20 protein-coding genes are annotated in these 26,110 nt (G+C 40.9%); 17 read left to right on the top strand and 3 right to left on the bottom strand.

Features of this window, described 5'->3' with window-relative positions; genetic code table 11:
* Window positions 1-26 precede the first annotated feature (26 nt).
* The 3 genes from flaA2 to greA all read left to right on the top strand — a co-directional run bounded on the left by flaA2 (window position 27) and on the right by greA (window position 4,847).
* Entirely contained in the window at window positions 27-743 is a 717-nt protein-coding gene (flaA2, locus tag EHQ64_RS01400; RefSeq protein ID WP_135647727.1) for a flagellar filament outer layer protein FlaA2, read from the top strand.
* Between the two features lie 21 nt (window positions 744-764).
* Window positions 765-1,706, top strand: coding sequence for a flagellar filament outer layer protein FlaA1 (flaA1, locus tag EHQ64_RS01395; RefSeq protein WP_135647726.1), 942 nt, complete (start codon window positions 765-767; stop codon window positions 1,704-1,706).
* A gap of 363 nt (window positions 1,707-2,069) precedes the next feature.
* On the top strand, window positions 2,070-4,847 hold the full coding sequence (gene greA, locus EHQ64_RS01390) for a transcription elongation factor GreA (protein WP_135647725.1): 2,778 nt from the start codon (window positions 2,070-2,072) through the stop codon (window positions 4,845-4,847).
* 209 nt (window positions 4,848-5,056) lie between these two features.
* On the opposite strand, the gene EHQ64_RS01385 is transcribed toward greA, so the two are convergent.
* Entirely contained in the window at window positions 5,057-6,865 is a 1,809-nt protein-coding gene (locus tag EHQ64_RS01385; protein ID WP_135647724.1) for a M23 family metallopeptidase, read from the bottom strand.
* Between the two features lie 92 nt (window positions 6,866-6,957).
* Between EHQ64_RS01385 and lptE the strand changes: the two genes are divergently transcribed.
* From lptE to EHQ64_RS01340, 9 genes are all read left to right on the top strand, one after another.
* Window positions 6,958-7,515: an LPS assembly lipoprotein LptE gene (gene lptE, locus EHQ64_RS01380; protein ID WP_135647723.1), complete on the top strand. Its 558-nt coding sequence runs from the start codon at window positions 6,958-6,960 to the stop codon at window positions 7,513-7,515.
* Between the two features lie 137 nt (window positions 7,516-7,652).
* Window positions 7,653-8,141: a Fur family transcriptional regulator gene (locus EHQ64_RS01375; protein ID WP_135647722.1), complete on the top strand. Its 489-nt coding sequence runs from the start codon at window positions 7,653-7,655 to the stop codon at window positions 8,139-8,141.
* Window positions 8,138-9,262 (top strand): tRNA guanosine(34) transglycosylase Tgt, encoded by a 1,125-nt coding sequence (tgt, locus tag EHQ64_RS01370; protein WP_167882332.1) that lies wholly within the window; start codon window positions 8,138-8,140, stop codon window positions 9,260-9,262. The genes EHQ64_RS01375 and tgt overlap by 4 nt, the downstream gene beginning before the upstream one ends.
* A gap of 69 nt (window positions 9,263-9,331) precedes the next feature.
* Complete coding sequence (locus EHQ64_RS01365; RefSeq protein ID WP_135647720.1) at window positions 9,332-9,667, top strand: STAS domain-containing protein; 336 nt, start codon at window positions 9,332-9,334, stop codon at window positions 9,665-9,667.
* Window positions 9,668-9,708: 41 nt separating this feature from the next.
* Window positions 9,709-11,295: a lipoprotein LipL71 gene (locus EHQ64_RS01360; protein WP_135647719.1), complete on the top strand. Its 1,587-nt coding sequence runs from the start codon at window positions 9,709-9,711 to the stop codon at window positions 11,293-11,295.
* 133 nt (window positions 11,296-11,428) lie between these two features.
* Complete coding sequence (nadC, locus tag EHQ64_RS01355; protein ID WP_135647905.1) at window positions 11,429-12,307, top strand: carboxylating nicotinate-nucleotide diphosphorylase; 879 nt, start codon at window positions 11,429-11,431, stop codon at window positions 12,305-12,307.
* Window positions 12,307-14,343: a RelA/SpoT family protein gene (locus EHQ64_RS01350; RefSeq protein WP_135647718.1), complete on the top strand. Its 2,037-nt coding sequence runs from the start codon at window positions 12,307-12,309 to the stop codon at window positions 14,341-14,343. Before nadC ends, EHQ64_RS01350 begins: the two co-directional genes overlap by 1 nt.
* A 105-nt stretch (window positions 14,344-14,448) precedes the next feature.
* Window positions 14,449-16,299: an extracellular solute-binding protein gene (locus tag EHQ64_RS01345; RefSeq protein ID WP_167882331.1), complete on the top strand. Its 1,851-nt coding sequence runs from the start codon at window positions 14,449-14,451 to the stop codon at window positions 16,297-16,299.
* A gap of 14 nt (window positions 16,300-16,313) precedes the next feature.
* Window positions 16,314-17,381 carry a hypothetical protein gene (locus tag EHQ64_RS01340; protein WP_135647717.1) on the top strand — a complete coding sequence of 356 codons (1,068 nt, stop codon included), beginning with the start codon at window positions 16,314-16,316 and terminating at the stop codon, window positions 17,379-17,381.
* A gap of 155 nt (window positions 17,382-17,536) precedes the next feature.
* Here the strand turns inward: EHQ64_RS01340 and EHQ64_RS01335 are convergent, their stop codons facing one another.
* Window positions 17,537-18,175: a TetR/AcrR family transcriptional regulator gene (locus EHQ64_RS01335; RefSeq protein WP_135647716.1), complete on the bottom strand. Its 639-nt coding sequence runs from the start codon at window positions 18,173-18,175 to the stop codon at window positions 17,537-17,539.
* Between the two features lie 138 nt (window positions 18,176-18,313).
* Between EHQ64_RS01335 and EHQ64_RS01330 the strand changes: the two genes are divergently transcribed.
* From EHQ64_RS01330 to EHQ64_RS01310, 5 genes are all read left to right on the top strand, one after another.
* Window positions 18,314-19,735: a flavin-containing monooxygenase gene (locus EHQ64_RS01330; protein WP_135647715.1), complete on the top strand. Its 1,422-nt coding sequence runs from the start codon at window positions 18,314-18,316 to the stop codon at window positions 19,733-19,735.
* Between the two features lie 274 nt (window positions 19,736-20,009).
* Window positions 20,010-21,311: an adenylosuccinate lyase gene (gene purB / locus EHQ64_RS01325; RefSeq protein ID WP_135647714.1), complete on the top strand. Its 1,302-nt coding sequence runs from the start codon at window positions 20,010-20,012 to the stop codon at window positions 21,309-21,311.
* Window positions 21,311-22,075 (top strand): Rossmann-fold NAD(P)-binding domain-containing protein, encoded by a 765-nt coding sequence (locus EHQ64_RS01320; RefSeq protein WP_135647713.1) that lies wholly within the window; start codon window positions 21,311-21,313, stop codon window positions 22,073-22,075. The genes purB and EHQ64_RS01320 overlap by 1 nt, the downstream gene beginning before the upstream one ends.
* On the top strand, window positions 22,072-23,175 hold the full coding sequence (locus EHQ64_RS01315) for a helix-turn-helix domain-containing protein (RefSeq protein ID WP_135647712.1): 1,104 nt from the start codon (window positions 22,072-22,074) through the stop codon (window positions 23,173-23,175). Before EHQ64_RS01320 ends, EHQ64_RS01315 begins: the two co-directional genes overlap by 4 nt.
* A gap of 74 nt (window positions 23,176-23,249) precedes the next feature.
* A complete protein-coding gene (locus tag EHQ64_RS01310; protein ID WP_135647711.1) occupies window positions 23,250-24,077 on the top strand; it encodes a sterol desaturase family protein in 828 nt (275 codons plus the stop codon).
* Here the strand turns inward: EHQ64_RS01310 and EHQ64_RS01305 are convergent, their stop codons facing one another.
* Entirely contained in the window at window positions 24,078-26,093 is a 2,016-nt protein-coding gene (locus tag EHQ64_RS01305; protein ID WP_135647710.1) for a PAS domain S-box protein, read from the bottom strand.
* Between the last annotated feature and the right edge of the window lie 17 nt (window positions 26,094-26,110).

The raw sequence follows: 26,110 nt of genomic DNA, 5'->3' as shown, positions 1-26,110 counted from the left end.
GCACTAAATCTTTAGGAGATATTCTCATGGGGAAAAAGACGTACTTATTAGCTAGCGTTCTCTTTTTCTTGGCGATTACCGGAACTTCCGGACAGCAGCCTGCGGGAGGGAACCAAGGCGGCCAAGCGGGCGGCCAGACTCAGGATCCCCTCGAGAAAATTATACTCGAAAACTTCGAAGAATCCGAAGACTGGAGAGCTAAGTCTACTACTCCCCTGGGAGAGACTAAAACTCTTAAGATGGTCCAAAGAGGACTGATCCGTGACGTATTCGACGAGAATACAGTTCCGGATAATGGCGGAGATCAATTAGAGAAAAATCATATTCTCGGGATCAAAACCTATTATAACGACAGAGGATTCGATAGAGTGGAAGTTTTCCCTCCTCACGAGTACGTGATCAAAGGAAAAGCTCGCCAAGTTTCTATCTGGGCACTCGGAAGAAAATTCCGTCACACTCTTTTCGTAAAACTGAGAGATTACAGAGGTAAAACCCATAATATCAGAATGGGTCGTCTGGACTATTTCGGTTGGAGAAAATTGACTGCGACAGTTCCGGGATTCGTTCCTCAAAGTACTCGATTCGCATTATTAGATAAGAACCTAAGATTCGTATCCTTATTTGTGACCAGCGATGTTCACGAAGTCGGCGGAAGTTTCTACTTTTATGTAGATGATTTAGAAGTTCGTGCCGATAAATCTGATACGAAGTATCCTGGTTCTGAAATTAAGGACAACTGGTGATCTTACGGTAGGGATTTACTTATGAAAAACCTCAGCAAAAAAACTAAAATCACCGCGGCAGTAGTAGTAGGGATCTCTTCTCTCCTTCTACTCGGAACCGTGAGCGCGCAATTTATCAAAAAGAAAAAAGGTGGGATCGAATCTCCTACCGGTATCGACGTAAGCGGTATGGAATTACGTTCCATCACTGTAGAGTCTTGGGACAATCCTTCTGGAGCAGCTCCTTACGGTTGGGAAGTATCCACCGATAAGGATACACTTCCTCCACCGGGACAACAGGCTCAATACCAACCGACTGCTGCCAATGCTCAGGCTTTAAGAGAAGTAAAACTACTTCCTGGAAAACCTGGAGACATTAAGAACGTGGATGCAGGAACGGGAAAAGTTCTGGGTGTTAAATTCGGATTCACTTTCCCTGGAGACAACACTGTAAGTATTCGTCCTCCTCGTACTCCTGAATACGAAATCGTTCGTAAGATGGCATACTTAGATGCGAACAACAAGAGAAAAGAATTCAAGATCTACGGAGTAGAATTCCCAGGGATCGTAAAAGCGGTTTCTGTTTGGGTTTGCGGACGTGGAAACGAATACAATCTTGAAGGTTGGTTAGAAGATTGGAGAGGTGATTCTCATATCTTCCAATTCGGAGATCTTGACTTTATCGGCTGGAGACCTCTAACTTTCGAAGTTCCTCCTGGAGTTCCTCAGGACGTAAACTCTTATCCTCAGGTAAAAACTCTTGTGTTCAAACAATTCAAGATTCGTTCTCGTAACGATACCAGCGGTGAAACTGTTTATCTTTTCTTTGATGAGCTAAGAGTTCTTTCAGACGTATTCGAAGTTCACTTCGACGGAGCTTCTATCGATTTCGATGCAGAAGATTGCCGTTCTAAACGTAAACTTGATAAGATGTTGAAAGTAAAAGCAGAGAAAGAATGTGAGGGCGGTGGAAACGGCAAATAAGCCTTTTCATCCAATCTAACTCTTTCGAAAACGCGGGGACTCTCCCGCGTTTTTTGTTTTTAAAGGATCAAAATAGTTTCGCACGGAGAACACGGAGCTCACAGAGTTTTTCGAGTTTAGACCTCCCGAGTTCTCTGTGAACTCAGTGCGAAAATCTTCGCGGCTTTGCGTGAAAATTGCTGCTTTTTCTGCCGATTTCCTCCCTAAGTGACAGGAAATAGGCCTTGTAGCTCCATTCCCCAAATTCTAGTTTACGGATAAGCCTAAGCTGCTATAATTGATCTAGAAAGGGCTCCTTAGAGACAAAAAACCGCCCATCCGAACCTATTTTTGAATGCCGACCCCGTCGGCGGAGTAATTCCTATGTCTAACGAAACTGCGACAACCGCGGAAACAAAGCCTGCCAGCGATTTGGACAAGCTGACTTCTCTTTTTAACGAGGAGATTTATGTACGCTCAGACGCAAATTCCATCCCTGCATCTAAATTTAAAATATACGACGATCTACTAGAATCCTTTCAATCTTCAGGTCTTTCCGATTCTGCCAAAACTAAATTGGAAGAACATTTGACCGATCATCCGGAAAGTATTTCGGCTCGTTACATGCTTGGACTACTCGGACTCCAAAAAGGAAGCATTGATGCTTCTTCTTATTTTAAAACTCTATTGGAGTCTTTCAAACAAGCAAGTAAATGGGTGATCATTGAGCATATCACTGATAATATCTTAAAATTCGGAGAGGACCGTTACGCTCTTCGTTACAAAGCGGAAGCTTTGGAAAAACTCAAAAAAAATAAAGAGTTAAAGCCGATCCTTGAGAAACTTGCTAAACAAGATCGTAAAAACCCTGAGATCGCAAAAAAATACGGATTAGCAATTCTTGATGAAAACAAAGAGAAGGCGGTTGCTTACTTAAAACAAGCGATCGAGACTTTTGCAAAGACAAAAGAATACGAGCAGTTCGAAGAGATATGGCCGATTTTCGTAACCAACAGTTACGATGATATCCAGTTCGTAGAAAAAATCGAACGTATCCTCTTAGGACATCGTGAAAAAACCCGTCTTGCAGGTTACTTATACCCATTAGTAGATCCATTCAAGATCACGGAAGATTGGGACAAGGTCATTTATCTTCTCAAAAAGATTTTGGATCACGAACCTGTTTCCAATAAGGCTCGTAACGAGCTTATCCGCGTTTACAAACTGAAATACGCAAATCATAGCTTACTTGAGGACTTCCTCAAGATGTCCGAGCTTGGAAATAACAGAAAGCCTGTTAAGGTTTGTATTTCCAACTTCGAAAGAAACATCGTATTCGATACCGGCAACTACGTTCTACATAGAAACTGGGGAGTGGGTAAGATCGTTTCTATTTCTCCTAACGGGGATTCTATCTTTGTGGACTTCAAAGATAAGAAGAACCATAAACTTTCCATCCAAATGGCAATCACCAGCTTAAAACCTCTGAAAGGGGATCATATCTGGGTAAGATTCTATGAGGATAGGGCATCCGTAGTTTCTCTATTCGAGAGCGATGTTCCAGGGTTCTTTAAGGAATTATTAACTTCTTTCGAAAGCCATATGTTGGTTGCTGAAATGAAGGCAGAGATCGCGGGAAAATTTATTCCTGCTGCTGATTGGTCCAAATGGTGGAACAAAGCTAAGAATATTATCAAAAAAGAAGATAATCTTGGATTTAATCCTAAGAAAAAAGACGAGCTTTGGTACAGAGAGAAGCCGATCACTTACGCGGAAGAATTGACCGAAAAATTCAATGCGAACGCGGATCCTGCAAAACGTTTGGACATCGCGATCGAAGCTCTTCGCAACAAAGAAGAAGCTGAATCTGCGATCGATACTTTTGCTCATCATTATTTCGAAGAAGAGCAAACTCACGACGCATTCCGTAAGATCGTTGCATATTTATATTTGGACGAAGTCGCTTCCACTATGGAAGGTGAAGACGGATCTCCTTACGATTTCCAAAGAACCCAAAAATTAGATGATGTTTCCAAGATCGTTAAATCCCTCAAAAGAGAAGAGGTGTTGGAATATTCTTCTAAGATCAGTAACTTAGATATCAAAAAATCTTTCGTGGACTTGGTCAAAAAGTCCCATTCGGATTGGGTGAATATTCTTGTAGGATTACTTTTCGAAGTTCCTGTGAAGAACAACAAATACGTTGTTTCTGTTCTGGAAGGGGACGGCAAAACTGCAGAACTGAATCTATTCATCGAAACTGCATCCAGCCGTGCGAAAGAAAATCCTGAAGTATTCCTCTGGGTGGCAAAATCTATCCTTCTCAAAACTTGGGAAGAAGAATGGATGAACGTTTCCAGACAAGATCTTATCCTAAGAGTTCTTCGTTTATTAAAACCTCTGAACAAGATCGAGGAAAAAGGAACGAAGCTTAAAAATACCTGCCAAGAGATCCTTTTTGGAAATGACGCGGCGGTAATTAGCGAAGCGATCCAAAACGGAGACGCAGAATATATCCGCAAGGTATACGCTCTTTACAGAGAAGTTCCTTATATCGAAGAGACTGAAAAAGACAAACTTCTTGCATTGATCCAAGGCCTTAGACCGGATCTGATCTGGGAAGAAGAGGATGATGACGATGAGGAAGAAGACGTTCTCGCAAGAATTCCTGAGAACGCAGTTCTTGTAACTCGTCGTGCGTTGAATGCTAAGAAAGCTGAATTCGATCATTTAGTGAACGTAGAAATGCCTGAAAACTCCAGAGATATCGGGGAAGCCCAAGAAAGAGGGGACTTACGAGAAAACGCGGAATACAAGGCTGCTATGGAAAAGCAGGTCCAACTTCAGGCTCAAATCAAAAAACTGGAAGCAGAGTTGAAAGCTGCGATCGTATTAGATCTTTCCAACGTAAAAACGGACAGGATCAATATCGGAACCACAGTAAAACTGAAGAACGAATCCAGTGGAGAAGACCAAACTTATTCCATCTTGGGTGCCTGGGATGCTGATACGGAAAGAAATATTATTTCTTACCAGTCTCCTTTGGCGAAATCCTTACTTGGTAAAAAAGTTGGGGATAATGCTTCTCTTAACTTAGGTGGAGCTGAGACTAAATTTAAAGTTCTGCAAATCAGCAGATACTCACTCCAAAACCAAGACTAAGAAACAGGAAACAATTCGGTTTTCTAAAGATCCCTGCGGTGGAAACATCGTGGGGATTTTTTTTGGGTTTCGCACAGAGTTCACTGAGAACACAGAGCTTAGTTCAGTAAAGTCTTGGTTGGCCCCTCGATACACGCTTCGCGTACTCGGGAACCAACAAACTCTCTGTGAACTCCGTGGTCTCCGTGTGAAATTCTAATTCGAGTAATTTAAAATCTCACTAAATCAGTAAACCAATCGGAAGAATTTCCTGCGCGATCCTTGATCCTGATCTGGAGTAACATATGTTTTTTCCAAGCGGAGAATGTTTTAGGGAACTTTACGATCAGCATTTTTCTGTCCGCATCGAATTCGCTCGGATATATTTCTCCTTCCAGTAAAACTTCTGCTCCTCCTGCATAACCGGAGCCTACATCGGAAAGTGAATAAAGCCTTTCTTCGATCCCTTCTTCTTCCGAACCTTTTACTCTTCTGTGTCTTGTGATCAAGTAAGGAAAATTCACGGAAGGTTTTGCATCATCCGTTAATACTGCTAAGGCTCCCAGTTTAGTAAGCATTGCAGATTGGCCTTTTTGTTTTAAGGCGGACCATTTTTTGGAAGCCTTGTCGAAAATATAGAAACCTTCTTTTCTGCCTAAGCCGATCCCTCTCCAATTAAGTTCCGCTTCTCCTACCCAGGAAAGATCCGTGGACTCTAATTCGTAGACTGATCCTCTGGAAATTAATCCTTCCGGAAGTTTCATTTCTTCTTCTAATTTTTCCAATTTCTTAAATACTAAAGCGCCTTGTCCGTAAGTGGTTTTAGGAGGAGTTTTGATCTTTAAGATACCGTCAGCGGAAGTGAATTCGGTTTTTGTAATAGATGATTTTTTAGCATTAGAAGCCCCGACTTCTATTTCCAAAGGAATGATGGATGAATTTCCCGCGTGGTCGGAAGCTTTTACAGTTAGATGTATTGAACTTCCTACAGGATAATTTCTTAGGTCGATACTCGGTCCCTTGGGAGGGTATAAATTATAAACATAAACAGGAGGATTTAAAGAAGAACGATTTGAATCGAAAATGTCCTGATGAACTCTTGCTTCTTCGTAACTCATTCCCCTAAAGGATCTTTCGTAGAGAGGAGTTTCTTCCTTATATAGACCCGCAAAGAATAGATTGTTTTTGTTTCGAGAGGTCATTAGATCGTAAGCCCCTAAACGAAAACGGATCCCTCCCGCTAAATTTAATTTTTGGTTCCCGGGCAGAGCAAAAAAACCTTCTCCTTTTTTCTCCAAAGGAACTCTTACTTGAGTTCCATCTTCTGCATCTATATATAGTAGTAAAAGTTCCGGAGAATTTCGATCCTTCCCTCTAAGTGGCAAATAGGGGAGAGGATTTAAGGTTCCGTTCGGTAAATGTAATTCGAAATGAAGATGACTGACCCCGGTTCCGGATTCGCCTAATCTCGCTAAATTTTCTCCCTTCGGATAAGAGTAAGAGCCGACAGGAAGTTTGACTTGGAATTCTCCTCCGCTTAGTAGCGCTAAGGCTTCTCTTAATAGCTCCAGATCTTTTCTGAATCCTTTGAAATCCAGTAAATGTGCGAACTTTGCCTTTAGATTCGAACCGGAAGATTTTATAATGATATTGGAGCCGTATCCTTTCGTAGATTGGCCTATCGATTCTATGTAACCTTCAAAAGGAGAAATTGCAGAGATCCCATTCGCATGAAATGTCTTAAAATCGCAACCCATATGAAGATGATGCACTCTATATTCTGCATAAGATCCGGAGATGGGAGTCTCCAATTCCATTGGAAAACTTAAAGTCCCCAAATCGGCCAAAACTTCCGGAGTCAATTCTTCCCAAATATTTTTAGGAGGTACAGGATTCGTTTTTAAATTGGGAGAAATTGCGGAGACCTTAGTGCCTACTTCCCCTGCTTTTTGATCTTTCCCAGGGAAGAAGATCAAGGCGGAAATGAGTCCGAGCCTGCCAAAAATGTTCCGAAAGTTTTTTAGGAAATATTTTCCCATTTGCGAATTCAGCTTCGATTCCTCTAAATTGTAAAGCCTGAAAATCGGAGAAATTTTCTTGCCGCCTCGTATTTGGAAGAAAGCGTGATGTTATGAGGTTTCTTCTCCCGATCTTTTTTGTATTTTCCCTTGGTTGCAGTTATCTGACCAGAGAACCCGGAAACCCGCCGAAAATCGATGGGATCCCGATCCCGGATTCTAAACGAACCGTTTATGTGCAGAATTTTCGGAATAATTCCTATGGGATCGCGATGCATACAACTCTATCCGATCTTGTTAAACAAGAGATCAATTATAGAGGAAGGTTTATCCAAACCAGGGAAAAATCCCAGGCTGCGTATCGTATTTACGGAGAGATCAGTCATTACCAACAGGTAGGAGCTCTTTTGGACCAAGGTGGTCAACAGTTGAGTAAGGAAATGTTCGTTGTCTGTAAGGTGGAATTACAGAAGGCGGGGGGAGAAAAAATTCCTTTGGAAAGGACTGAGATCCCTGCAAGGATCATATACTCCGACCAAGTAGGTTTTATCGAAACAGAAGGCCAGGCCCAAGCAAGGCTTTTGAAAATACTCGCGGTCCGAATTGCTGAGGAAATGGAAAGAGCCTGGTATTATTCTATAGCGGGCAAGATAGAAGGAGAAGAGGATTAGGATTTCATTCCATAAAAATGAAATTCCACTTGATAATTCTCAGTACTGGATCTTAAATTGTGGAAAAGAAACGAAGGCTTCGAAAGGTTTGATCTCTTTTCGAAAGGCCATGTAAACAAGATCTTATATCCTGAAAAATGAACAAAGACAGAGAAGCAGAAATCCTAAAGACCGTAGACGATTCCATTCGAATGGAAATGAAAACCTTTTCAGACTACTTACAGAAAAAGGGTCTGAAGATCACCAGCCAGCGGATGTTAGTTGCAGAGCGCATTTTTTCACTTCATAATCACTTCACTGCGGAAAGTCTTTTAGAGGAATTCAAGGACCAAAGGGATAAAATTTCCAAGGCAACGATTTACAGAATTCTTTCCATCATGGTTGAAGCGAAATTACTCCAAGAGCATAATTTCGGCCAAGATTATAAATACTACGAACATATCATAGGCCATACTCACCATGATCATATCATCTGCATAGATTGCGGAAGGATCGTAGAGTTCGTAGATGAAAGGATCGAACAATTGCAGGAGCAGGCAGCCGCAAGTAACGGTTTCAAGATTACCGGCCATAGTCTGAACATTTACGGCTCTTGTTTAGATCCGAATTGTTCGAACAAAAAATGATCTTTCGATCCAAAGTAGAAGATCCAAATTCATTTGCTCGAACTGGAACCCTTAACCTAAACGGAATTGAAATTCCAACTCCAGTATTCATGCCCGTCGGAACTAGGGGTGCTGTAAAGTCTTTAGATTCCGACGATCTAGATGAGCTGGGCTACGAATTAATTTTAGGAAATACCTATCATCTCTATCTTCGCCCCGGAGTAGAAGTTTTAGAAAAATTCGGCGGACTCAAAAACTTCGTTTCGTATAAGAAGTCGTTACTCACCGACAGCGGTGGATTCCAAGTATTCAGTCTAAATTCTCTCGTGAAATTTAAGAAAGAAGGAGTAGAGTTCCGTTCTCATATAGATGGAAGTCCTCATTTTTTCACTCCTAAAAAAGTCGTAGATATACAAAGAACGATCGGCTCGGACATTATGATGGTGTTAGACGACTGTCCTCCCGGAGATGCAAGTTCGGCTCGGATCAAAGAAGCATTGGATCGAACTCATCGCTGGGCAGAAGAAGCAGTCGACTACTGGGAAAAAGATAAGCGAAGCCAACATCTTTTCGGAATATTCCAAGGTGGAACGAATTTAGAACTCAGATTGGAGAGTTTGGAGAAGATCCGTTCTCTTCCTTTTTCCGGAATTGCGATCGGCGGACTCTCAGTCGGAGAACCGAGACCTGATTTTATCCGAACTATGGAAGGAATTTCTTCCTACACCGACAGGACTAGGCCCCTATACCTCATGGGAGTAGGAACTGTTCCAGACATTTTGGAGGGAGTTCGTAATGGAGTAGACATGTTTGACTGTGTTCTTCCTACCCGCAACGCTAGAAATGGTCAGGTATTCACTTCAAGAGGCAAAGTAAATCTCAGAAATGAAAAATGGAAACTTTCTGACGAACCGATGGACCCTGAATGCAAGTGCAAAGTGTGCAAAAGATACAGTGTTGGGTATATTCGACACCTACATCATGTGAAAGAACTAAGTGCTTTTTCCTTGAGCACGTACCACAATCTACATTTTATGAAAAAGTTCATGAAACAACTCAGGCATTCCATCGAAGTTGGAAATTTCAGCGAGTTTTTCGTTAAATGGAAAAATTTGTACGAAAGAGCGGAAATTTCTCGTTGACTATATAGAGATTGACCCCCCTATTGTAGGATGGTTCAAACATATAGAGAAAGGAGTTGCTGATTTTTTATGGAAATCACCAGAAGGGAAAGCGGTAACATCGTAATTCTGGACATCAATGGGGAGATTGATTTATACAACGCCCCTGAGATTAAGGATGTGATCGCAAAGCTCATCGAAGAGCAGAAATACTACACGATTATCAATCTAGAAAAGGTCTCTTATATTGACTCATCCGGAATTGGTGCTTTGATTTCCAGCCTCTCTAACTTAAAAAAATACCAGGGCGGACTAAAGATTATCAACGTTGCTGGTTCCGTAAGAAAGGTATTCGAATTAACTAAATTAACGTCATTCTTCGAGATTTTTGATAACGAAGCTGATGCCGTCTCTGCCTTCAAATAAGAAAGGCAATTAAAACGATTCCTCTGGCTGGTGCAAAACAAATGAAAACTTTTCGAGCTATATCGTTCCCATCTTTGGTGCTAGGAGCATTAGGATTCCTAGTTGCCTGCGGGTCTGAGTTACCTGTAAAAGAATTAGCGGATGCAAAAACCGCCATCACTCGTGCCAAGGAAGCTGGCGCAGAAAGATATGCTTCCGGAGAATTTGAAGAAGCTCGTAAGAGTCTATTGACTGCTCACGAAAAAGCTTCTAACGAAGATCTGGGAGAAACAAAAAAAAGCGCCGAGTATGCAAAAAGTAAAGCATACGATGCATTAGAAAAATCTTATCCGCAACTAACCGAAGAATCCAAAAGATCTGCAACTACTGCGATAGACGAGGCTGACGAAGCGTATGCTTCTCAACTGGCTGCCGAACCGTATAACAATGCAGTAGAATTGAAGAAAGAAGGGGATACTCTTCGTGATAACGCGGACCGTACTCTGGAATCTTATCCGAAAGAATCCAATGATGATGCGAAACTCAAGACCCGTCTTGCAGCCTTCGATCAGTACGAACAAAGTAACAAGAAATACTTAGAATCCAAAAAATCCGCTTCTGACGCAAAAGTTTTAGCGCTGTCTCAGAAACAACAATTGATCGATTCTCTCGCAGATATCGAAAAAAATCTGGATGATGCGGATCGTTACGCAGGCGGACAAGATCCGGAAGTAGCTCAAACGAGAGAACGTTTGAACGCTGCTAAGGCGAAGATCGACGAAGGAAAGATCAAAGAAGGTTATTCCGAAGTAGACGATATTCGTAAAAAATCGGCCGAACTCGTAGCAAAAAACATTCAAGCTTACGCTCTTAAGAAAAAAGCGGAAGCAAAAGAATCTATCGGTAAAGCGAAAGATAAACTTTCTTCTATCGATGGGTCCAAACTGAAATCCAGCAAGGATCTACAAACTTCTTATCAAAGAGCAGATGAAAATCTGAAAGCAGCTGACGAATCTCTCGCTTCCGCAGAAGATTTATACTCTTCTGAAAAATACGAAGATTCAATCGGTAGATCCGAAGAGGCGATCCGTCTTTCCAGGATCGTTGTGGATCAGTCTGATGATATCGCAGAAAGACTTCGTTCAGGTTCTTCTGTCGCTGGACGTAAAGGGAATGCGGATGATTCAACTTCCTCCACACGTAAAGGAGAAGATACTACATCTTCTTCTTCCGATGAATTACCAGAAGGTTGGAAAAAATACGTAGTTCGTAAAAAAGTTCCTGCTGATTGTCTCTGGAGAATCGCAGCATACAAACAACATTACGGTACTTCCAAACTTTGGAGAAGGATCTACGAGGCAAATAAAGGAAGGATCAGAAATCCGAACTTGATCTATCCGAAACAAGTATTACTCATTCCACCTGCAAAAGGATCCACAAAATACGATCCAAAAAAGGCTCCTAAAAAGCAGACTGGAAGCGATAAAGTAGAAGCAAGCACTCCGGAAGAGAAGAAGGAAGAAAAACCTCCAGCTTCTACTTCCGAGTCCGAACCGGAAGAAGAAGAGCCTTCTAATCCGGCACCTTCTACCGAAAATGAGCAACCTTCCGATTCAGGTGAACAAGAATCAGACGAAGAAGCTCGTTAAAACGGTCTAACATTTTAGCAACTCAATGCAAGGCTCGGGAAATCCGGGCCTTTCTTTTTGATTCTTATAAAATCTAGAATTCCGCTTGATCCTCATTTCCGATCAGAAACATTCTTACTTAGCTGTGACACAAATAAAGAGGGCTTATACTAAGCCCATATCGGAAACAAATGAAGCGGATTATTTTCCGTTAGCCAAAATGGCATGGGAAGAGGATTGCCCTGACCAAGATATAACATCCGTTTCTTTATTTTCTTCCGAACAAAAAGCAATCGCTTATCTTAATGCTAGAGAAGAAGGAATTCTTTGTGGAAGCGGAGTTTCAGAAGTACTTTCTAAACTTTCAGGTGGAGATTTGAAGTTTACATTCTTCTTTAAAGACGGGGAAAAATTCGTCAAAGGAGATAAGATCGCGGAGATCCAAGGCAGTTTACTCTCCATGCTCAGAGTGGAAAGGATCCTTTTGAATTTTTTACAATATCTTTCGGGTATTTCTGCAACTACCAGAAAGATCGTGGATCAATACGGGTCCAAGGGTATAATGATCTTAGATACCAGAAAAACACTTCCTGGATACAGAAAACTCGCAAAGTATGCGGTCTATTGCGGAGGAGGATCCAATCATAGATTAGATCTTTCCGAAATGGCAATGATCAAAGACAATCATTTGGCTTTATTCGAATCCGCAAAAATCCCTGTAGGAAAGATCAGATCTAAATTCCCAGGAAGAATGGTGGAACTCGAAATAGATTCCTTAGAACAACTTGATGACGCTTTGGGATCGGAGCCTGATGTTTTACTTTTAGATAATTTTAATATACCGGACACTCGTACTGCTTTCCAAAAAGCGAAGGAAAAAAATCCTAAAATTCTGATCGAATGTTCCGGCGGGATCACTCCCGAAAAACTGGATGCATTGGCTGAATTTCCAGGAGTAGGTGTGAGTATGGGGTATCTAACCCATACGACCAGATTTTTGGATCTGGGTTTGGATATACGGACTGATAACTGATGGGATTTATTAAGGCTCCGGCCACCAAAGAAATGTTATTCGAGGGAGTCCGTGAAACGATGGGCCCCGAGGCCTTGGAGTTGATCGAAAAGGCTTACAAAATCTCGGAGGATTCCCACCAAGGACAGTTTCGTTTATCAGGGGAACCTTATATAGTCCATCCTCTGCAAGTCGGTTTTATTTTATATGAATTGGGTCTGGATGAGAAGGTGATCTCTGCAGGGATCCTTCATGATGTGATCGAAGATACTGTTTATAGTAGAGAAGATATGGTCCGGGATTTTGGAACTGAGATCACTCAGCTTGTAGAAGGTGTGACTAAAATTTCAGAGATCAAAAGCCAATCCAGAGAAACGGAAGCTGCGGAAAATATCAGAAAGATCATCATCGCTACCATCCAAGATATCCGAGTCATCCTGATCAAACTCGCTGACAAAACTCATAATATGCGGACCCTTTCTTTTCAACCTCCTGAAAAGCAGAGAAGGATCGCTAACGAAACTCTTTCCTTGTATGCTCCGATCGCCGGTAGGCTCGGGATCTATTCCGTAAAATCCGAGTTGGAAGATCTGGCCTTCCAAGTTATTTTTCCGGAAGAATACCAGGATATTAAAAAGAGGATCAGCGCCAAAAAGTCTGAAAGAGAAGATTATATAGAAAAGTTGCAGCTTATTCTGAAACAGAGACTCGCTGAGATACAGATCAACGCGAATGTGGAAGGAAGAGCAAAACATTTTTTCTCCATCTATCGTAAGATGAAAACGAAGGAAAAGACCTTCGACGAAATTTTTGATTTAAGAGCGATCCGGATTGTAACGGACGAGATCAAGGACTGTTACGGAGTATTAGGAATTGTGCATACACTTTGGTCTCCCGTTCCGGGAAGATTTAAGGATTATATCGCCACTCCTAAAACGAATATGTATCAGTCACTTCACACCACTGTGATCGGTCCAGACGGAAAACCTTTGGAAGTGCAGATCCGTACCGCAGAGATGAATGCGATCGCAGAATTCGGGATTGCTGCCCACTGGGTATACAAAGAAGGTAAGGCACACGCGAATGAAAGACATCTAACCGTGAAATGGTTGGAGGTCCTACAGACTTGGCAGGATTCCGCTTTGGATCCGAAAGAGTTCTTAGAGGAATTAAAATATGATCTTCATGAAGATGAAGTATTCGTTTTCACTCCTAAGGGAGAGATCATCCAATTGCCTAAGGGTGCAACCGTTCTAGACTTTGCATTTAGGATCCATACGGATGTTGGACTCCATTGTAAGGGTGCGAAAATTAACGGAAGAATGATCCCTCTTAGAACGGAGCTTAGGAGTGGGGACCAGGTAGAAGTAGTTGTAGATAAAAGATCCAAACCTTCTCCGATCTGGCTTCGTATCGTTAAGACACCTTCTGCAAGACAAAAACTACGAGCTTATTTTAGAAAGTTAAGAGAAGAAACAAGCAAGGATCTTCAGCAAGGTGCGGAAAGCGCTGCAGAACTTACTTTAAATGCAGAAGTGTTGGAAGAGTTAAAACGTAAACCTTCCGAAAAAGTTTCCAAACAAACTCAGCAGCATCAGGGGCAGATTAGCGGCGGAAAAATTTTGGTCGCTGGACTTCGTGATATTCCGGTCCGTCTTTCAGGTTGTTGTTCCCCGTTACCTGGTGACCAAATCATAGGATTCGTAACTAGGGGAAGAGGTGTCTCCGTTCATAAAAAGAATTGTAGTGTCGCTTTAAAACAAAGGGAAGAAGAGCAACTCAGGCAGATCACTGTGGACTGGGATTATGGGCAAACTGAACCGGTTCCTGTTAGAGTGGAAGTCAAGGCAAAGGATCGCCAAGGTATCTATCTAGAAATGGTCAAAAGTATTTCGGGGACCCAGACGAATATTCTGGAGGCTGGAGCTTCTACGGTTCAGAAAGATACTCTGATGGCCCGCTTTATGATAGAAGTGGAACATTTGGATCAGTTGAAGGAAATTTTAGGGAATCTGAAGCGTATACCGGACGTAGTCTTTGCTCATAGAGTGAAGTAAATATTCGATCCCTTCTACATTTAACTTTCGTTTTCGACCGAAATTTTACATTTAAGTTTGCCTGAAATCGGGTTTTCCCGGAAGCTTTCGAAGACGAACATTCCAATGAGGTGTCCTTTGAACGATATCTTCCGAAATTCCAAATACAGAACTATTTGCTATTTTATACTTTTATTATTCGTAAACTTTTCCCTTTCCTTCGGCTGTAAGGATAAAGAAGAAGTCCAAATTTCAGTAGCGACCGAAGATCTTCCTTGGACGGGAGATCCGAATAGTATTCCGGAAGCGTTGAGAAAACCGAATCCGGCAACTTCTCCGAATGCAAAACGTGGAGGAGCGTTCCGGATCTTCAGTCATCAATATCCTAAATCTCTAAACTGGTATCTGGAGAATTTTTCCACAACTGCAGAAATTTTTACTCAGATGTTCGAACCTCTACTAGAAAGACATCCGATCACTCAAGAACCTCTTCCTAAACTCGCTTCTTCCTGGAAGATCTCATCTGATAAAAAGGCATTCACTTTTTCCTTGGATAAGAACGCAAGATGGAGTGATGGAAAACCTGTAACTGCAAAAGACGTACTTTTTACATACGAAACGATCATGAATAAGAAGAATAATACTGCTCTTCATCGGATCGATCTGTCTCGTTTCGAAGTTCCTAAGATTGTAGGGGAATACGAAGTAGAATTCACTCAGAAGGATATTCACTGGAAAAATTTCGAGTTTATCGCTTATGAATTTATGATCCTTCCGGAACATCATTATAAAGGAAAAGATTTTAATAAGGAGAATTTCGAGTTCCCGGTGATTTCCGGACCTTACGAATTACAATCCGCCAAAAAAGGGATCTACGTAAAAATGAAACGTAGGAACGATTATTGGATGAGAGCGTATCCTTATTATAAGGGAACGGATAATTTTGATACTCTGATCTTTAAGGTGTTTAACGACGAAGCGGTCGCTTTTCAAGCATTCAAAAAAGGCGATATAGATCTTTATCCTGTTTATAAGGCTGCGACTTGGGTCCAAGAAACGACAGGAGAACCTTTTGATAAGAATTATATCGTTAAACAGAAAATTTATAATGATAAAAGATCCGGATTCCAAGGTTGGGCATTCAATATGAGAAGAAAACCTTACGAAGATGTGCGCATCCGTAAGGCGATCGCTCATTTAGTGAATCGTAAAGTTATGGTGGATAAACTCGCATTCGGGGAATACCAACTGACTGATGCGTATTACGGATCTGTTTGGGACGAAGGCCAATTGCCGAATCCTCCGATCGATTATGATCTGGAAGCCGCTAAAAAACTTTTTGCGGAGGCTGGTTGGAAACCGAATACAAAAGGATTTTTGGAGAAGGACGGGCAACAATTCGTGATGCATGTTCTGGAAAGAGATAGGGGAACTGAAAAATATTTTACCTTCTTTATGGAAAGAGCAAAGGACTTGGGGATCCAGGTGAAGATTGAAAATACTGATCTTGCAAATTGGTCCGAGAGAATGGACAAATATGATTTTGATGTTACTTGGGCGGCTTGGGGAGCTGGTGGTTCCTTTCCGGATCCGGAACATCAATGGTTTTCCAAGTATGCGAACGAGCCCGGGCAAAATAATTATAACGGCTTCAATAATCCGGAAGTGGATAAGTTGATCGAGCAACAAAAGACCGAATTCGATGTGAAAAAAAGAACGGAAATCGTTCGAAAAATAGATAAGATACTTACTAAAGAGGTTCCTTATGTTCTTCTTTGGGGAATCAAATCCACAAGACTTTTATACTGGAATCGTTTCGGAATGCCTGAACAACCTTTGTCAAGATATAGCGGAGAACAAGCTGCGAAATCTCTTTGGTGGATCGACGAACAAAAAGATAAGTCTTTAGAAGATGCAAGAAAGAGTAAGTCTTCTCTTCCTACTTATAAAAGAGATCTGTATTATAATTCTAAATAAGTATCAGGATCTGAATGGCTAAGAAGGGAAGATTCAGCGAATTTGGGGATGCTATCCGGAACTTTTGGAACTCTCCGGGCATCCCTAGTTTTATCGAGATCTTAGAAAAAGGTCTCGATAAAGAATTATTTTTCGACCCGGATAATGCGGATTCTCAAATCCCTAAAGAAGATCTGCCTATCGATTTTAGGCTTAGGCAATCCGGTTTTGCCAGAAAATTCTACGAAAAACTATTCCCGGTTTCTCATGTGTTTCGTATAACGCATAGATACGGTCGCGAATTCCTGGATAATTTTATGCCATTATCTGCAGAGAATTATATAGGAAGGGGCTCCTACAAATTCGTTTATACTCTTCCTTGGAATCAGGTGGTGAAGATCGGCAAATCCAAACTTCCTTCGGATCCGATCTTCGGTTCCTTGTATAAAGAAGTACAGAATAATTTGGAAAGATATCTGAAGTCGGAAGAGATCGGGCTCATGCATCATTTGCAAAGACTCGCTTGGACGGAATCTAAAAGAGATGAGATCCGTTTTAAGTTTGCACGTTTGGGTTTGGAAAGATTGCACTATTGGAAATTAAAAAGCCTCATTCCGGATCTTGTGATGCCTACCCGGTATTTTATGGGATTACGTTTTAGACGAAGTCCTTGGGGAGCTCCGGTTGTTACCCTGACTCCTTGTGATAATCAAAATCTTTTACCAGGAAAACATTTAAAAGAATTTATCCGATTAAACGAAAAGGTCCGCCAAAATCCGATCCAGGATGCTTTATTTCCAAAATGGAAATTAAATTTCGATACTCATAGATTCGGGATTATCAGCAAATCCAAACTGAAAAAGATCGCTTTGGATTTTCATAGAGTGATCGAAGTGACCCGTTATCTTGCAAATGAAGAAAAATTGATCTTCGATATTCACTCCGAAAATATCATCATCACCATTCCTGACTTCGAACTTAAAATTTTCGATTATCATGTTTTTGATGAACATCTTTACGAACCTAGTAAAGAGAATCCTTCTCCAGAAGTGGATCATATCAACCTGATCAAAGAATTCGTAAGTTCCTTTGAATTAGGTTAGAGGGGTTCGCACAGAGATCGCAGAGGCCACTGAGTGTTTCAGCTGCTGAGACACAAGGGCTCTCCGCCCCCAGGGCAGCTTTCACTGCAACTCTATATGATCTCTTTTTCACTCATCTCTGTGTTCTCAGTGAGCTCCGTGCGAAAAAAAAAGGTTTATTTGCTTTTTTTGCGAGAAGATTTGGATAGATCTACGAGTGATTTTAATCTTAACCTAAATATTTCCTGACATTCTTTAAGAACCGCTTTACCTTGTTCTTTTTCAATTTCTCCGGAGAAACGAACGATCGTACCCAGAGTATGACTTAGGAAAAGTGCGAAAGGTTTTATATCGTTTTCTTTTAGCCCAGGCAAACAACGAGAAGTGGTTTTTACGATCAACTCCGCATTTCTATAAGTATCTAAATTATCTTCTGTGACTAATTCAGGGATGGCTCTTGCGCCAGCCCAAAGATTTGATAGAGCAGTATCGCTTTGAAAAAATTCCGCGAATTGTATGATTGCTTCTTCGCCTGCTGTTTGTAATTCTTCCGCGCTGTTGACCTGATCCAAGATCTCTTTGGTTGCTGCATAAATTCTGTCGTAATAATCTCTCATGATCGTGAGTAGGAGAGAGTTTTTTCCGGGGAAATATTGGTATAAGGATCCGATTTGTATTCCGGCGGATTGGGCGATTTCCCTCATGCTGACCGCATCTATCCCTCTTTCTCCAATCAGTTCTTTTGCAGTTCTAATGATTAGGTCTAATCTTTCTCTGCTTCTTGATTGTACTGGACTGCGCTGGCCCTGCTTCATAGGGAATACAGTTATATTTTCTCTTCTACTCAGACTACTTTTTTCTTATTGGGCGGGTTTTTGTTTGACTTATTTCTAAAAAATGATCAATGATCATATATAAAAAGAGAACAATGCTCATTTTTTAGAAGAGGATTTATGAAGGAACAGGCTACAATTTCCAATTTGAACGAGGTTCAAGATTATTCGGGATATTATTGTATAGTGGGAGCAGGCCCTGCCGGGTTATCGATGGCAAGATCACTGAAGATGAAGGGAATTCCATTCCATGTAATCGAGAGGTATAAGGATGTGGGAGGGATTTGGGATATTGAAAATCCAGGGTCTCCTATGTATAAGAGCGCTCATTTTATTTCTTCCAAATATCTTTCCAATTATGCGGATTATCCGATGCCTGAAAAATATCCGGACTATCCATCCAACCGTCAGATACTAGAGTATCATAGATCCTTCGCAAAAGAATATGATCTGTATCGGCATATAAAATTCAATTCTTCGGTGGAGTCCATTCAACAGAAAGGATCCAAATGGCTTGTTAAATTGGAGAACGGAGGATCAGGACTTTACGAAGGAATAATATGTGCGAGTGGGATTACTTGGTCTCCGAATATTCCTAAGTTACAAGGTATCGAAACTTTTAAAGGAGAAGTGATCCATAGCGTAAAGTATAAGGACATTTCCACCTTTCGTGGAAAAAGAGTGCTCGTTGTAGGAGCCGGAAACTCAGGATGTGATATCGCTTGTGACGCTGGAGTAGCCGCTGACCAAGCATTCATCAGTGTAAGAAGAGGTTATTATTTTATTCCGAAACATATTTTGGGAATGCCTGCAGATGTGTTCGGAGACGGAGCTCATTGGATACCGAATTGGTTTTCTCAATGGGTTTTCGGGGTCATCTTAAAGTTTTTAGTGGGTGATTTAACTAAGATCGGTCTTCCTGCTCCTGACCATAAAATTTTCGAAACTCATCCGATCGTTAACGATCAATTAATTCACAATCTTCGCCATGGGGATGTGATCGCAAAAGGTGACATTTCTAAATTGAACGGAGAGTTCGTGGAATTTAAGGATGGTTCGAAAGAGAAGATAGATCTGGTCGTGCTCGCTACAGGATATCATTGGGCGATACCTTATATGGAAGAAAAATATTTCGAATGGAAGAATGGACGTCCGGAACTTTATCTTACTCTTTTTAATCGCAACTACGAAAATCTTTATGCTCTAGGTTATATGGAAACGGACGGAGGAGCGTATAAGATGTTTGATGAAATGGCTAATTTAATTTCTTCTTATATTGATTCGAAAAGAAAGGGGGATGTTTCTGCGAAAAAATTCGAATCTCTGATCCGGAATGACAGGCCTCTGCTAAACGGAGGGATCCATTATCTGAATACCGGAAGGCATTCAGTGTATGTGAATCAGGTCGCTTATAAAAAGTATAGATCCAAGATCCAACGTAAAATGGGTTGGCCGGAGCTTAAAACGGGTCAATTTGATATTTTAAAGAAGGTTGATAACTCTTCTGCTACATCCGCTAATCTTGCACAAGCAAATGGATAAGCACGGGATAAAAGAAGATTTTTTGTATCTAAGATTGTTTTAATTATTGGATACTATGGCATGAAGTTGTTATAGCAATTTGTTCGCACAGAGTTCACGAAGAACACGGAGATTAATAAGAGTAGGGTAAAAGTTCCAGCAAATCAGAGCATTTACGACTTAGTGTGACTAAATCCTCTGTGTTCTCTGTGCACTCAGTGCGAACCAAAATGGTTTACGTATCTTCCCCTACTAAAAATCCTATCTTTGGGGGTATTTCCCCAAGGAAACTGGAATGATTGATCGGTATTCGAATCCGGAGATTTCTAAAATTTGGGAATTGGAGAACAAATTCGATATTTGGAAAGAGATCGAAATATTGGCAACCGAAGCTCGGATGAAAAAAGGGGAAGTCCCTAAAGAAGATTTCGAAGAGATCCGTTCCAAAGCAAGGTTCAATGTGGATGAGATCCTGGAAATAGAATCCAAGGTTCATCACGACGTAATCGCATTTTTAACGAATATGAATTCTTATATCGGACCTGCAGGTCGCCATGTGCATTATGGACTGACTTCTTCCGATATTGGCGACACAGCTCTTTGTGTACAAATGGTCCAAGCGATGGATCTGATCCTAAAAAAGACGGATCAACTGATAGAAGCGATCAAAGAGAAGGCAATCCAATACAGAGACCTTCCTTGTATAGGAAGATCCCATGGGATCCACGCGGAACCGATGACCCTGGGCTTAAAATTCGCACTCTTCTATGAAGAAATGAAACGGAACAGAGTTCGTATGGCCCTGGCAAAAGAAGAAGTAGCAGTCGGAAAATTATCCGGAGCAGTGGGAACTTATTCCAATATAGAGCCGGATATAGAAGAGTATGTTTGCGAAAAACTTGGATTAAAGCCGGATCCGATCGCGACCCAAGTCGTTTCCAGAGACAGACATGCTACCTATATGTCCGCGTTAGGCGTAACTGCGGCGAGTTTGGATAGATTCGCGACTGAAGTCCGTCTTCTTCAAAAAACGGAAGGAAGGGAAGTGGAAGAACCTTTCTCTGCGGGACAAAAAGGATCTTCCGCAATGCCTCATAAAAGAAATCCTGTGATCTGCGAAAGAATTTCCGGAATTTCAAGAGTGATCCGTTCTAATGTTTCTACCGCTTTGCAAAACGTCGCGCTATGGCATGAAAGAGATATTTCTCACTCTTCTGCAGAAAGGATCGTGGTCCCGGATTCTACAATCGCTTTGGAATACATTTTGGATAAAATGTTATTCGTAGTAAAAAATCTGCATGTATATCCGGATGCGATCGAAAGAACTCTTGGAACTACAAGAGGTTTGATCTTCTCTCAAAAAGTCCTTCTTCATTTGATAGAGAAGGGCGGAATTTCCAGAGAAGACGCTTATGCGATCGTTCAAGGTCATGCGATGGCTGTCTGGGCGGATATTTCTCAAAATTTAAAAACAAGACTATCGGAAGATCCGAAAGTGCAGAAGGTACTAAAACCGGGAGACCTGGATTCTATCTTCCAAATTTCTCCATATCTGGATAAGGTCGGATTGATCTATAAACGACTCGGTTTAGAGTAATGCCTGGATCCGGAGTTTTCGGCCTGGGATACACAGGCCTCCGTATTCTAAATACATTAAAAAAAGAGAATGCAGTTCTAGGAATTTCCAAGACAACACAGGTAGAAGGCTCTGCCATTTTAGATCTTGGCGATAGAAATGCCTTAAAAGATTTCGGGAATAAACACGAAGCCCACAAATTCGATGCTTCTATTATTACATTCCCGATCCATAAACTGGAGAACCAAGAACAACTTATGGAGACGATCTTTAATATCTCTCATAACGTTTGGTTATTCGGCTCCACTAGTATTTATAAAAGAATAGGCTCCGATATCACTGAAAAAACTCCTTTGGATCCAGAGCATGATCGTTACGGATCAGAGCAAAAATTTTTGGAAAGAGGCGGTAAGATCTTACGCTTATCCGGAATTTATGGACCCGAAAGAAATCCTGCAAATTGGGCAAGAAAGGGCCTGGTAAAAAAGACAAAGCGCCAGTTAAACCTGATCCATGGGGACGATATTGCAGAAGCGGTTCGTCTGTTATTATCGTATACCGGAAACGATCTACCGAACGAGCTTATATTATCCGATGGCCAATGGCATACTTGGCACGAGATCTTTCGTTTCTTAGAGGATCACCAGAAAATCCAGACTCTCCCAGAGGAAAAGATGGATCGGGAAGATAGTTTTGTGGACAGCTCTCTTATTCGGAAATTTCTTCCTGGTTTACAAACAAAGGACTTTTGGGGAGAGTTGGAAAAACTGGAAGAACTCATTTGATCTCAGAGATCACTAACATATTACATTTATTCAGTCTTTCGAACATCATCTTCTTAGTCGGATTTCTTGGATGGAGATATTATTACGATCGTCGTATTCGTATTGCCGGTGGATTTTCTTTCGGAATTATTTGTTATATTATACTCTCTTTAGATCCGGATTTTAAAATTCCCTATCCTGTCCGCATCTTCTTATTTGCGGGACTCATCAGCCTTCCGTTTTTCTTCTGGATGACAAGTCTTGCGATCTTCGAAGATCATTTCGAGATCAAGTTTTGGTATTGGCTTCTTTTATTAGGGAAACTTCTGGCTTCTGCTTGGTCCGTTTATCCCGTATTATACCAGATCAATATGAGAGGACCGATCGCTTCGGAAGCGGTTTTAGCTCATATCATTATTCCTACATTACTCTCTCTTGGATTTGTGGTGGCCGCTATCATTCGTATCTATTCCGGAAGAAAGGACGACTTGATAGAAACAAGAAGGCGACTTAGAGAAGTTCATATCTTGATGACCGGTAGTGTGATCGCATTTAATATGTTCTCTCATTTGATACTGAGAGGGAAGTTATTATCCGAAATTTTAGATCTTGCAAATGTGATCTTCACTTGGGGATTGATACTTGCCTTCATGTATTTGGTCTTCGAATTGAAAGAAGGTTTAGTAGATCCTAGGCCTGAAGAGAACGAGGAAAAAGAAGAGAAGGCTGTAGTTGCAGATCCAAACTTAAAGAAAAAATTGGTCTTAGCATTCGAAGAAACGAAATTATATAGAAAAGAGGGGCTTACGATCGGGCAATTGGCGGAAGATCTGGAAGTCCAAGAATACAAACTCAGAAGACTGATCAATCAAGCCATGGGGTTTAAGAACTTTCCGGATTTTTTAAACAGATATAGGATCCAAGAAGCCTGCGAGATCTTATTAGATCCTATAAAAGACGAGATCCCAATCATACGTGTTGCTATGGATCTAGGATATCAATCCTTAGGTCCTTTTAATCGTGCCTTCAAAGAACTGACTGGAGTAACTCCTACAGAGTTTAGAAGAAATCGAGGAAAAGAGGCATTGGTAAAAACTAGCGCCGATTTCGAAATCAGCTAGAGATTTTCGGAAATAAAATAGTCGGTTTCGGATCGAATGGTGTAAACTGTTCGCATAGATACGGAGAGAATCGGATGAACGAAATCGTGGAGCAAATGGGTTATACAACCTATTATTTTCTAACCCTTGGGATGTTATGGTTCCGCTATATACTTATGGCAGGGATCGCTTATCTTTTTATTTGGATCATTTATAAAGAAAGGCTCAAGCATAAGATCATCCAGAAAAAACTTCCTGAAAAAGATAAGATCTCTCATGAATTGAAATACTCTGCAATCTCTTTGGCGATCTTTGCTGCATCCGGTATCTTAGTTCTTTTGATGAAGAAGGCCGGTTGGACACTCATCTATGATCATTTGGATGAATACGGAGTCCCGTATCTGATCTTTAGTATTATTGCTCTCATCTTCCTACATGATACTTATTTTTATTGGACTCACAGGATGATGCATCACCCTTTATTATTCAAAAGTATGCATTTGGTGCACCATAAGTCTACGAATCCTTCTCCTTGGGCTGCTTTCTCCTTTCATCCGTATGAGGCGGTTATAGAAGCGGGTATCGTACCATTGGTCATACTATTCTTGCCGATCCATACTACGGCTCTCATAGTATTCTTCTTTTATAGTAATTTTTTGAATGTTTTGGGGCATCTTTCTTACGAATTGTTTCCTAAAGGATTTATAGAAAACCGTATATTAAGACTTCATAATTCTACTACACACCATAATATGCATCATAAATACTTTAACTGCAATTATAGTCTGTATTTTAATATCTGGGATAGGATCATGGGAACCAACCATGAGAAGTATTTCGATACTTTTAGGGAAGTAACTCATCGTGAGCCTGAAATTTCCGAAAACCCTGAGTTAAATAACGCTAAGATCCAGAACGCTTGATCAAGAAGAATAAGGGAATCGTATTCTTGTCACGGTTCCCTTGTCTGAAGAAAGGTCCAACACGGAACCTTTTAGCTGTTTCGTAAGAAGTTCCACAAGCTCCAGACCCATCGAATCTTCCGATTTAATTTGATTCGCTTTTCCTTTGCCATTATCTTCCACATCTAGATGGATCAGATTTCCTTCCCTATAGAATGAGATCTTGATCGTTTTTTCTTCCGAATGTTTTTTGGAAGAAAATGCATGTTTTAATACATTGGTGACGAGCTCGTTCAGGATCAGCCCTATTGGGATTGCCGAATTTTGTTTGATCGGCAAAGTCTCGCAGTTCACAAAAATTTGGATCTCTTCCCTCTTATGCCCGAAGGATTTCAAAAGGCTATCTACTAATCTGCTCACGAATTCAGGAAAAAATTCATCGCTGATCCTATGTTTCCCATACAAGGATTCATGTACATAGGCCATGGAAAGTATCCTATTTTGGGATTCTGTAAGAACTTGAGTGGGATTGCTTGTATCTCCTTCCAATTGGATGGAAAGAAGGCTGGATAATACTTGTAGATAATTTTTCACCCTATGGTGGACTTCTTTTAATAGAACGTCTTTCTCATGAAGAGAATTCTCCATAATTTCTTCCGCAATTTTTACCTGAGTGAAATCCGAAATGAAACCTTCGAGTGCGATCAATTCTCCGTTCTCACCCCTGACTGCTGAACCTTGTTCGAATGCCCAGCGAACTTCTCCACTTCTATGATGGATCCTATAAACCAATCTATATGTAAGATTTTCACGGATCGCATCCGTAACTTCTAAAAATACTCTTTCTGCATCTTCTTCGTGGATAATATTCCCGAAAGCAATTGTACGGTTTTCCACAAAATCAGATGGGGAATATCCTGTGAGCTCGAAACAACCTTCACTGATAAATTCCATAGTCCAATTCGGATCATAAGCGCAACGATATGCGATCCCAGGAAGATTTCGAATCAAAGTAGAAAGCTGTCTTTCACTTTCTTTTAATGCACTCTCCGCTTTTTTGTAGGAAGTAATATCGGAACACATAGCGAGAGAACCTTCATAATTCCCTTGCTGGTCGAATAATGGGTTTGCGGACATTAGGAGCCACACGAATTGTCCATCAGATCTTCGAAAAGAGAAGTCATGTATCTCGGCGATCCCCATTTTTCTATCTTCTAATCTTTTTTTTGTACCGTCTCTCGCATCCGCTTTTGCAAAATCCAATACATGTTTTCCGAGCATATCCTTTTCGCTAATCCCAAGAAGTTCTGTCATTTTTTGGTTCACGAAAGTAGTTCTATCATTCTTATCTAAGAGCCAAACTCCCTCTAACGTCGTTTCTACTATTTTTTTGTAATTTCCTTCGGTACGAATTAACGCAGCCTTCGTTTCTTCAAAAAATAAGATCAGTATCACGATCGCTAAAGAGAAACGGAAAAAACCTGCGATCATAAATCCGAAATGTCCGAATTCAGGGTGAAATCGTAAAAAAGGATAATTTAATACATGTATTCCCCAGAGTATGAATAACCATCCTCCAAAGATCTTTCCGGTGACTGCGTTTAAATTTTTGTCCCTAAGGAAAATAATACCTGTATAGATCTGAGAGCCGCCTATTAAAATATAGATCGGCCAGGTTAGATACACTGCCGAACCTTTGAATATATCCAGATAGATCGCTAATATCCCGGCTAACGCAAATAAGAACCTGAACGGTTTAGAGAAACTTCTATTTAAAAAGTAGAAACAGCCTAATAATTGAAAGAACGCTCGAAGACAATCGATGGAAAAAACCGGAAAATATCTGTAGGTGGAATCAAATCCTCCCACTTGAAGAATATTGCCTATATATCCTAGAATGTGGAAACCCCAACAGACGGTCCAAGCGAGTAGAGCTTTTTGTTTTTCTTTTTTATATAAGTATAAGTATACGAAAAATAGAAAGAAAGCGGAAGGTGTAGCCGCAAGAATGGTAGGTAATAACCAAGGATGAATCACGTGACCTTGCGCCGTCT

Origin of the sequence: Leptospira sarikeiensis (assembly GCF_004769615.1) — a bacterium.
GTDB lineage: Bacteria > Spirochaetota > Leptospiria > Leptospirales > Leptospiraceae > Leptospira_B > Leptospira_B sarikeiensis.
This window is presented reverse-complemented; position numbering and strand designations above follow the sequence as displayed.